General features: G+C 50.1%; 13 protein-coding genes. 4 read left to right on the plus strand and 9 right to left on the minus strand.

What is annotated here, in order from left to right; genetic code table 11:
• Positions 1-51: 51 nt before the first annotated feature.
• Positions 52-282, minus strand: a complete 231-nt coding sequence (locus MRBLPE1_RS27800; RefSeq protein WP_053373644.1) for a cold-shock protein — start codon at positions 280-282, stop codon at positions 52-54.
• 163 nt (positions 283-445) lie between these two features.
• Positions 446-1108 carry a hypothetical protein gene (locus tag MRBLPE1_RS27805; protein ID WP_364152054.1) on the minus strand — a complete coding sequence of 221 codons (663 nt, stop codon included), beginning with the start codon at positions 1106-1108 and terminating at the stop codon, positions 446-448.
• Between the two features lie 257 nt (positions 1109-1365).
• Between MRBLPE1_RS27805 and MRBLPE1_RS27810 the strand changes: the two genes are divergently transcribed.
• A complete protein-coding gene (locus MRBLPE1_RS27810) occupies positions 1366-1497 on the plus strand; it encodes a DUF4023 family protein (RefSeq protein ID WP_414698931.1) in 132 nt (43 codons plus the stop codon).
• 120 nt (positions 1498-1617) lie between these two features.
• On the opposite strand, the gene MRBLPE1_RS27815 is transcribed toward MRBLPE1_RS27810, so the two are convergent.
• The 5 genes from MRBLPE1_RS27815 to ggt form a co-directional block, all read right to left on the minus strand.
• Positions 1618-1944: a hypothetical protein gene (locus MRBLPE1_RS27815; protein ID WP_364152057.1), complete on the minus strand. Its 327-nt coding sequence runs from the start codon at positions 1942-1944 to the stop codon at positions 1618-1620.
• A 47-nt stretch (positions 1945-1991) separates the two neighbouring features.
• Positions 1992-2690 (minus strand): pirin family protein, encoded by a 699-nt coding sequence (locus MRBLPE1_RS27820; protein WP_364152060.1) that lies wholly within the window; start codon positions 2688-2690, stop codon positions 1992-1994.
• Between the two features lie 630 nt (positions 2691-3320).
• On the minus strand, positions 3321-4181 hold the full coding sequence (locus tag MRBLPE1_RS27825; RefSeq protein ID WP_364152063.1) for a fumarylacetoacetate hydrolase family protein: 861 nt from the start codon (positions 4179-4181) through the stop codon (positions 3321-3323).
• A gap of 24 nt (positions 4182-4205) precedes the next feature.
• Positions 4206-5390, minus strand: coding sequence for an amidase (locus tag MRBLPE1_RS27830; RefSeq protein WP_364152066.1), 1185 nt, complete (start codon positions 5388-5390; stop codon positions 4206-4208).
• Positions 5391-5425: 35 nt separating this feature from the next.
• Positions 5426-7006, minus strand: coding sequence for a gamma-glutamyltransferase (gene ggt / locus MRBLPE1_RS27835; protein ID WP_364152069.1), 1581 nt, complete (start codon positions 7004-7006; stop codon positions 5426-5428).
• 361 nt (positions 7007-7367) lie between these two features.
• On the opposite strand from ggt, the gene MRBLPE1_RS27840 reads away from it, so the two are divergent.
• Genes MRBLPE1_RS27840 through MRBLPE1_RS27850 form a run of 3 tightly spaced genes read left to right on the plus strand, consistent with a single transcriptional unit; the run spans position 7368 to position 9021 of the window.
• On the plus strand, positions 7368-7850 hold the full coding sequence (locus MRBLPE1_RS27840; RefSeq protein ID WP_364152072.1) for an Lrp/AsnC family transcriptional regulator: 483 nt from the start codon (positions 7368-7370) through the stop codon (positions 7848-7850).
• Positions 7851-7853: 3 nt separating this feature from the next.
• Entirely contained in the window at positions 7854-8489 is a 636-nt protein-coding gene (locus MRBLPE1_RS27845) for a chromate transporter (protein WP_308998012.1), read from the plus strand.
• Positions 8476-9021 (plus strand): chromate transporter, encoded by a 546-nt coding sequence (locus MRBLPE1_RS27850; RefSeq protein ID WP_364152076.1) that lies wholly within the window; start codon positions 8476-8478, stop codon positions 9019-9021. Before MRBLPE1_RS27845 ends, MRBLPE1_RS27850 begins: the two co-directional genes overlap by 14 nt.
• 91 nt (positions 9022-9112) lie before the next feature.
• On the opposite strand, the gene MRBLPE1_RS27855 is transcribed toward MRBLPE1_RS27850, so the two are convergent.
• Together MRBLPE1_RS27855 and MRBLPE1_RS27860 are read right to left on the minus strand one after the other, a co-directional pair.
• On the minus strand, positions 9113-9325 hold the full coding sequence (locus tag MRBLPE1_RS27855; protein ID WP_364152079.1) for a hypothetical protein: 213 nt from the start codon (positions 9323-9325) through the stop codon (positions 9113-9115).
• A gap of 137 nt (positions 9326-9462) precedes the next feature.
• Positions 9463-9951 carry an O-methyltransferase gene (locus MRBLPE1_RS27860; RefSeq protein WP_364152082.1) on the minus strand — a complete coding sequence of 163 codons (489 nt, stop codon included), beginning with the start codon at positions 9949-9951 and terminating at the stop codon, positions 9463-9465.
• Positions 9952-9977: the final 26 nt, after the last annotated feature.

The following is a 9977-nucleotide window of genomic DNA, read 5'->3' on the forward strand; positions in this document are numbered from 1 at the left end:
ATGGCGTTAACCATTCGCGCGGGGCTCGGCTTCTGTTCGTGAATAAGGGAACTACATGATTGGCGTACCCTTTTTCAACGTCTTCATGTCACTATTGGAGTTATTGAGCGCGGGCAGCATTTTCTCGCCGCTGACCATTGGTTCATGGCAGATTAAACAAGTCGGAACGTGATCAAACGCAAAGTTATCGCGCATCCAACTGTTGCACCCTTCCGTCTCGCATGTCCATACCTTCGTGTTTTCTTCCGGAATTTCTTCAAGCGGTTTTTTACGATTGTACATGGTCAGCCCCCTTCGCGATAAAAAAGGAAAAACTGCCTCGAACTTATAGGTTAGGGGCAGTTATCATTTATAAACAGCAGTGTATTGTGAATATTTGCTTCAAACTTGCAATTGATTTCATTGTACCATATTTCGTCCAATAAAGGCAAATATCAGCCTATGCTCATGCGCCTTTTTTTGAGGATTCGTCGTAGTAAGCAAACAGCTGCTCTATCGGCTTAAAATACAAGTGTCCGTCCTCCCACGGTTGAAAGTGAAGATCCATCCTTGAGTCATTCCAATCGGCAGGCGTGCCTGTCGTGCTTAGTCTCCCTGGCAATAACGGCTCCTCTACAACGGTTGGAAATTCTTGATAGCCAAACAGCAAATTTTCGTGCATCGCGATGATTTCGTATTTCGGACCATGGAAAGCCCGCTCTTCCTGGAGCTGGTAATGGAAATAAATATAGCTCGCGGCCATATCCGGCTTCAAATGCGCAACCCTTCCTACGCGGCGATCCACCGTTTCCTTGCGCAGCCAATGCTCATAGCTTGCAGGCTCGTTAAAATGAAACACGTCGATCATCGGGATCCATTTCCGCGGCGCAGAATGCCCCGGCCAATCCTCCAGAAAAGGCGCCATCGATAGCAAAAGCTCTTCCGGCTCCAGCGGCCGATTCACGCACTCATAGTAAACGAACACATTGCGTTCCCATTTGAAGCAGCACGCCGTCATCAGCTCGCCCTGCTCCAACTGTTGATGCACCGCCTGCTCCCGCTTCGCGGCTTCCATCGCTTCCGCTTCAAAGCCTTCTCTCATTTGCGCCCGCGCAATCACTCTAAACATAAGTACCTCGCTTTGTGTAACCGAATGTTAAGTAATACTACGCAATACCGCATTCTGTCTATGTATCGTTTGCGCCGAGCCTGTTGTACCATTATATGCTGTCCATGACGCACATATGGCTATTATAAAGGAGGACAAACTCTGCTTTCAATCGCCGTTTCATAAATATATGGATGGAGAGCCTGATTTCTCGATTGTTGGTTATTCTAAATAATGAAGTTGCAATGCACTGCTTAAAATAAAGGAGGATGATGGTTTTGGAAAGCACAAGCGAGTTTGTGGCTAAGGTAAAGGCTACGCAGCACAAGGCCGAGCTTAACAAAAGAAACCGCGGCAATGGCAATCCGGCTGAGAAGCTCAGCACTAAACAGCACAGCACCAATAAATAACGGGAACAAGACAAGGTTGTCTAGCGTGATTCATTCGCTGTAAGCCTGCATAGGGAAAAGGCCCTCCAGCTCTTATGCAGCTAAAGGGCCTTTTCACTATTGATTTCATGGCTTACCGTATCAAACGGAATATTCATGCGGATAATACTCAATGCGGGAATCCGCGATAATCGTAAGCTTACTCTCCGCCGCGTCGAATTCAACCGTACCATCCTTAATGTAATACCAGGTTTTTAACGTCGGCTGATCGTCAAACTCCTGAAAAACAAACACGTTCAGCTCTTCCTTGTGCGCTAACAGCTCCTCAATCATCGGGCCCCAAGGCACGCTGACCGTGAATTTCCAGCCCTGTCCCTGCGGAACGAGCGTATAGGAAACATCATGCTTATTCGAATCAATAATCATACGCCCGCCCACTGCGTGCTTCACTTGAAACGTCTGTTTCATCTCGAACCCCTCCCCAAAGCTTGCGCAAGCAAACTTACTTCGTATGCCTAAGGCAAATCAATAAGCATAAAAAACACGGCTTCCGACGCGGCAAGAGAAAGCCCATCCGCCGCTTCGATCTGCGCGGTATCGCCAGTCTCCAGCGTTTCCCCATGCACTTGAAGGCTGCCCTCAATGATATAGATAAATTGCTTGCGGCCAGGCTCGACCGCGTAGTCCAGATTCTTTCCCTGCTCCAGCTTGCTCAAATAGATGGTCATGTCTTGGCCTATCGAGGCTGTCTGCCCATCCGCTTGACCGGAGACGACAGGCAGCAGCGCATTATGCATCTTGTCGATATCGAATCGGCTCGCTTCATAGGATGGCGCCAAGCCTCGCTCCTTCGGCATAAACCACAGCTGCAGCAAGCGCAGCTCTGTCTCCTCCGAGGCGTTGAACTCCGTGTGGATGACACCGGTACCCGCTGACATGCGCTGTATCTCTCCAAAAGAGGATACAACCGAATTGCCGAGATTATCTTCATGACGGATCTGACCGTTCAATACGATAGAGACAATTTCCATGTCGCTGTGGGGATGGGCGCCAAAGCCTTTTCCCGGAGCCAAATAATCGTCATTGCACACACGCATAACGCTAAAGCCCGTTCGGTTCGGATCATAATAAGCGCCGAATGAAAAGCTGGGTTGGCTGCGCAGCCAGCCGAGATCCGCCGAATGCCGCGAAGCTGCGGGAAATACGTCGATCATCGTCTCTCCTCCAAACAACTGTTTATTTACTTACTTATTTATAGCAGTTTTATATCTATCAAGCAAGCTATAAACCCCGTTTGCAGACAAACCAAAAAGGCGGCCGATAGCTCAAGAGCTGCCGAGCGCCTTTTTACTTTATTTTAGGCTCTGTTATCGTTAAATTTTGATTTTCATATAAAAAAACCGCCTTTTGTAAGGCGGTTTTTAACTCGTAGCCGTTAACGTTGTTTTCGTTTTGTTCTATCTCGTAATTTGCGCAGTCTTGAAACATTACGGCAACAGCAAAGATTCCCGAGAACTTGACATCCCCCTTGTATACACCTATCAGCATCGCTTGGTTCTATCTCAATACATAGGACTATATTCGGACTGTCACCAACACACGCTCGCAATGGGATAGACAACATGCCATTCCCAATTCGGGTACTAATCATGGGAATATTTGAAGCGGATTTGTTGCGCGACTTTTTGTGGCACTTCCCTCTACATCCACATGAACATGACAAAGGGGATACACCGCCTTAAATGAAAGTTTAAATGGTGTATTGTATGCGATAACTTGTAAAAGTGCATGGACGACAAATAGCAACAATGAGAATCAACAAAGCTTTATTTTAAGGCAGACTCTTAATTGCGCACCGGATTAAGCAGCGGCTTAAAGCCTTCGATGCGGCATTCCACCACATCTCCGTCTCGGATAACGACAGCGCCGGGGGTGCCGGTCATAATAATATCCCCAGGAAGCAGCGTCATTACTTTCGAATGGAAAGAAACCGCAAATGCGGGCCGAAACTTCATGTTAAACACTTTGTTCCGATGCGCGGCCGCCCCGTTAAGCGCCGTCTCCACTTGAATATCCAGCGGATCGGGAAATTCATCCTTCGTAATAAATTGAGGCCCGAAGCTGAAAAAGGTGTCAAAGCTTTTGGCTCTCGTTAAGTACCGCTGATTTCTAGCGTGGATATCGGATGCCGTTACGTCGATCGTCGTGGTATAGCCAGCGATGGCGTCATATACTTCAGCTTCCGTTATGTTTTTGCAAGTCTTGCCGATAATAATGCCTAACTCGGCCTCCGCCGTAATCGTCCCCGCCCCCGGAGGAATCCGTATGGCATCGAGCGGGCCGATAAGGGTCGTATCCGGCTTCATAAAGCTGACCGGCTCATCATTCGGATCTGCTGCAGCAAGCTCCGCGGCATCCTTCACGTAGTTTAGGCCGATGCCCCAAATTTTTCGGGGATGCCGGTAGAGGGGGCCGTACTCTGCTTTTTCATACGGAATAGACGCAAGCTGTGCCAGCTTCTCCTTGCCGCCGGCGTTGTACCATTCCGTGAGAGTCGCAAGCTCTCCAAGACGAATTAGCTCGAACAGCTCCGTACTCCAGCCTGCCCGTTCCGCTTCGTTAATCGTTTCTATGAGGACAAGCCCGTTCGGGACTGAAATCGCGGCTTGCTCATTGCCATTTATTTTTACGGTAGATAATTTCATCGATGAGCACTCCTCTGCTTTAGCTTATGGCTCTACAATTGCCGATACGTGGTCAGCTACCCATTCCAGCAGCCGCAAATCTTGCCCGCGGCCCGCAACAAAAGACAGGCCGACAGGGTAACCGTGTTCTCCCGCAATTGGCACCGTCACCTGCGGAAGTCCCGCAAGTCCGGCTATGCAGCTCATTTCAAGCGTTTGTATACGGCGCTGCTCCACCTCGGAACCCGACAATTGAAGCAGCGGAGCTATCGCGGGTACCGTCGGCAGAACAAGAACGGCATCAGTCCCGAGCAGCTCATTCATACGGGAACGCACGTTTTCTCGCAACCTGTACGCCTCGCCGCTTTCCTCTTCCTTGAGCGTGCTCGCCCAAGCAAACCGTTCAGCAATTCCCGGGCCGAAGACGGGCTGTACGCGTGTGATCCATTCTTGGTGCGCGCGCCAAATTTCCAAGCCCTGAATGATGCGAAAAGCGTTCATCCACTCCCGCAGGCCGTTCAGCGCCACGACAACCTCCTCATGCTGCTGAGTCCTTTCACGCAGCGCCGGAAAATAGCGGGATGCCGCCGATTTTGTGTGGTCATCCGTTAATGACCATACATCCTGAGCGAACAGCATCCGCGCAAATCCCCGGTCGGCAGACGGCTCGGTATCCAGAAGCACTTTTCCCACATCGACAAGCGTCTGCGGGTCGCGAGCCATCCAGCCCACTGTATCAAAGCTCGGTGCCAGCGGAATCAAGCCGCGTGCATCCACAGCGCCATGCGTTGGCCGAATGCCGTAAATCCCGCAATAGGCGGACGGCACTCGGATCGAGCCTCCCGTATCGGTACCGATCGCAAAGTCTGCCAGCCCAGCCGATACCGCAACGGCCGAGCCGCTGGAGGATCCGCCCGGTATGCGCCCAGGCGCTTTCGGATTGACCGGAGTCCCGTAATGGGCATTTTCTCCGTTAATGCTGTACATTACTTCATCCGTAAGTGTGGTTCCCTCCAGCCTCGCACCGTTTCGGAGCAGGCGGTCTATCACAGCGGCGTTTTCCGTCGAGGGCCCGTGCGTCCGCAGCCAATCCGGATTGCCCGCACCCGGTGTATGGCCGGCAATGTTAAACACATCCTTGACCGCAAACGTTTTTCCGCTTAAGCTCCCCTGAGCTAGAGGCTCTAACACCAATTGTTCATTCGCATACGCGTTCCAGCTTTGCTTCATCGTGTTTTCAGCCTCCATGTCTCTCCTATTGGATACTACCAGCCTATTGCGGCGCCATCACAGCGCGGGTCCGATCCACCCTGCAGGAACCCTTGCTCATCGCGCATAATCGCATGCGCATGCCCCATAATCCCGTCAAAATCCTTGACTTTGCGCACAATATGGCCTGCCTGCGCCAACGATTCCAGGACCTCCTGCGATACGCGCCCCTCGATCTTCAGCTCCTGTGTCGGCTCTCCCCATGTCCGGCCCCAAACCCATCTAGGCTCGTTAATCGCTTGCTGCGGGTCCATTCCATAATCAATCATCCGGGTAAAAATCGCGGTTTGCGTCTGCGGCTGTCCCTCTCCGCCTTGCGTGCCATACAGCACGGCCGGTTTGCCATCACGGCAAGCCATCGCAGGCATGAGGGTATGGAATGTTCTTTTGGCCGGCTTCAGGCTGTTTACATGATTCGGGTCAAGCGAAAAGAACGAACCGCGGTTTTGCAGCAATACTCCCGTATTCCCTGCTACGACGCCTGATCCGAACTCGAAATATAGACTTTGAATGAAGGAGACGGAATTCCCTTCCTCATCGACGGCGGCCGCATAGGCCGTATCGCTGCCAAGCACCTCCGATTTCTCCGAGGAAGCACGGTCGAGTGCAATCGAAGCGGCAAGCGCTGCCGCATAATTTTTATCCAACAGCCGCTCAAGCGGCACATTCGTAAATGCGGGATCGGATAAGTAGGTGTTCCGGTCACGGAAGCTCAGCTTAAGCGCCTCGATGCACAACTGATAATAATCATGCGAGCCATGCGCGATTTCACCCAGCTTAAACTGTTCCAATATATGAAGCGCCATAATGGCGGAAAAACCTTGGGAGTTAGGAGGCATCTGATGAAGCGTATAACCTCGGTAGGAGCCTTCGACCGGCGTTACCCAATCCCCGTGATGATCGGCAAAATCATCCGCCGTCAGAAGTCCGTCATGCTTGCCGAGGAAATTCGTGATTTCCTTTGCCGTCTCCCCCTTATAAAATTCATCGCGCCCAAATTCCGCCAGCCGCCGCAGCGTCTTGGCCAGCGCAAGCTGTTTAAAGCGCTCGCCTGTCTTCGCGGCCTGACCGCCAGGCAGATAAATATCCGCGGTTTCAAGCGACCTCGCAAGCACCGATTCATTATGAACCGTGTTCTGATATTGATCATTCGACATCGGAAAACCATTTTCGGCATAGTCTATGGCAGGTGCCAGCACTTCCGCCCAAGACAAACGGCCATACTCGCGATGAACCGCATCCCAGCCGTCAACCATGCCGGGTACCGTGACGATACTGCCGATGCCCCGGTTCGGTATGGCTGCAAGGCCCGCATAGGCGCCGATATTCGCTTTATAGCCTGAACGCCCGCTCGCATTATAGCCGCGAACCTTGCCTTCGCTATGATGATAGCCAAGCCAAAAGGAATCTCCCCCGAGACTTGTCATATGCGGGTACACAACGGCAAGGCATGCGCTGACCGCGACCGCGGCATCATAAGCATTACCGCCCTTCTCCAGCATGCGCGCGCCTGCCGCAGTAGCTAAATAATGAGGACTCACAACCATTGCTTTCGTTCCAACCACGGACTGATTCACATCTACCACTCCCAATGATGATGATTTGCTGACAAGCGCAAACGGCTGCCGTTAACCATTGGCGGCAAAAAGCCCGTTTTGCGGTGAACGATAAGAATTCCGATAAGTTGAATAACTTATCCATTCCTATATCTAAAATAAAACTCGTAAACGGTTTATTTTTTATGATAGATAATATAACATTATATATGAATTTAAAATACCATCTCCGCAAATGATAGGCAACTAAAATGTAATCAGTTTTAATTTATTGTATTGAAAACGACTGATAATGTGTATATATTTATACATATGGTAATGAAAACACGATATTACAAGACACCTTGAAATAGAACAAATACGGATTGGAGCTGATTAGAAAGTGCAAACAAGACCAATTGACGAGACATATACGATAGAAATTGATGATATCGATCGCAAAATTATTGCAGAACTCAATCTGAATGGAAGAATATCTTACACCGATTTAGCAAAAGAAATCGGTTTATCCCGCGTAGCCGTTCAATCCCGTATCAATGCTTTGATGGACGGAGGGGTAATCGAACGGTTTACCGCCGTGATAAATCCGGAGCGAATCGGCATACACGTATCGGCATTTTTTAATGTGGAGGTGGAGCCTAAGCATTTGCACGCCGTCGCGGATCAGCTCTCGACCGAGCCGTTCGTCACCAGCCTGTACCATATGACCGGTCCCAGCAAGCTGCACATGCATGGCCTTTTCCGCAACAATCAAGAGATGGAGCATTTTCTGAAGGATAAGCTGTACACCTTGCCGGGTATCATGAGCGTCGATTGCCAAGTGCTCATTAACCGTTACAAGAGCCGTATGGGAATGAGGCTGTAAAATATGGCGAGCAAAATAATGAATAACCGCTACATGCAGCTGTCATGGGCGATGATGAAGACCGGCATTATCGGCTATGGGGGCGGGCCCTCCGTCATTCCGCTTATCCGTTACGAAGCCGTTACGAATTACAAATGGATCGAAGACGAGGAATTCGGCGAAATCTTGGCTCTTGCAAATGCACTGCCGGGACCGATCGCCACAAAGATTGCAGCTTACCTGGGCTACCGGGAAAAAGGCACGCTCGGCGCGATCGTATCCGTTCTTGCCCATATCGTTCCGTCCGGCATTGCGATGATTTTGCTGTTAACGACTGTCCAGTTTCTCAGCAGCGCGGCGTTCATACAGGGAATGATCGGGGCCGTAACGCCAGTTATTGCGGTCATGCTTGGCATGATGGCCTATGAATTCGGAGAAAGGGCCGTAAAGGGGCTCGGGAAATACGTTGGCTTTGGTTTTTTCGCCTTGGCCTTTGGACTGCTGCAGGGCATTCATATCCATCCTGCTATCGTCATTCTATTATTTCTAGGTTACGGCGCTTTCCATCTGAGAACCGTAGGGGCCCTGCAGCGCAGAAAGCAGCAAAAGCAGCAGCGTACCGTGCAGCAGAAGGAGGGCGTCACGCGTGGAATGGATTAATTTAGTTATCGGGTTCTTTATTGCCAACGTGCTCGGTTACGGCGGAGGCCCCGCTTCCATCCCGCTCATGTACCGGGAGATCGTAACCAACCATGCGTGGACGACGCCGGTTGAATTTTCAAATATTCTTGCTTTGGGCAACGCGCTGCCTGGCCCGATTGCAACAAAAATAGCCGCGTTCGTCGGCTACGACGTCGGCGGCTGGATCGGCATCCTTCTAGCCTTAGCCGCAACGATCGTTCCTTCGGCTGTCGCGCTGATCCTGCTGCTTAAAGTGCTGCAGAAGCATCGTCAATCCCCCGTCGTAAAAGGAATGACCCTGCTCGTGCAGCCCGTCATTGCCGTCATGATGCTTCTGCTGACTTGGCAAATGGCTCAAAGCTCCGTCGAATCGATTGGTATTCTTCAATCTCTTATCATAGCGGCAGCCGCTTTCTGGGCGATGCAGTTCCGCAAAATCCATCCCGCCATCGTCATTGTTATCGCATTCGCATACGGGGGGTTAGTTATCCCACATTTGAACGTACTTTAATTTTATTCCATGCCAAAGAGGACTGCTCCTCCGCAAAGCTTGCTTTGCCGGGGGGCCAGTCCTTTTATTTTGCGGGATTCCTACGCTATATCTAGTTAACAAACCATTTATAGAGGTAACTAAGCAGAATCCCCATGATAAATAAAAGATAAATGCAGTACTTTCTTTTTTCAGACTCATCCGTTAGAGCGGCATCCATAAAGTATACAATCGCTGTAAGTATGATTTTAAATAGCAGCTGTTGAAAAGGAAGGGCTAGTCCCATGCCGAATGCAGCCAGGTAAAATAAAACTTTCAAGTTCATTTCATGACTCCTCAAACCTCAAAATCAAAAGTCACTTCATCCGCGTGAATGCTTCCGTGTCGCGATCATGATTCCAGTAGACCAGTTCAACTTCGTTATCCATAAATCTTCTCTGGCATCTAAGTAGTTTATGAGATCTACACTTTTGGGTAATGTGCTTCCGACCAGGTCGCAACCGGGTTTAAATCATCAATGATATAAAGTCCTCCCGGCTTCAATAAATCCAACGTTTCATCTAACGCATAGAATTTTCCTGGCCAAGTATCCGCGAAGATGAAGTCAAAAGCCTCGCCTTTTAACTCATTTATCAAAATTTCTCCATCCATAGCAAAAAATTGTACTCTCTTATCGGAGCCCAGATGCTTTTTGGCTATGGCCAGCAACGCTTCGTCACTCTCAACCGTCAATAACGTCGATTCACGGTCCATTCCATCCAATATCCAGCTAGTAGATATGCCCGCACCCGTGCCCAGCTCTAGCAGCCTGCCGTTCGCGCAGGAAGCCGCCAGCGTTCTGAGCAAAGAACCGGTTTCCGTATCGCAGGACATTTTAAAGCCTAGTCCCTCAGCATCATTGGCAATGGCTTCGATTACATCAGGCTGCATGTAATTTTGAACGAGTATCATAAAACATGCCCGCCAACCTTCATGGT

It is taken from the genome of Paenibacillus sp. LPE1-1-1.1 (genome assembly GCF_040676435.1).
Lineage (GTDB): Bacteria > Bacillota > Bacilli > Paenibacillales > Paenibacillaceae > Pristimantibacillus.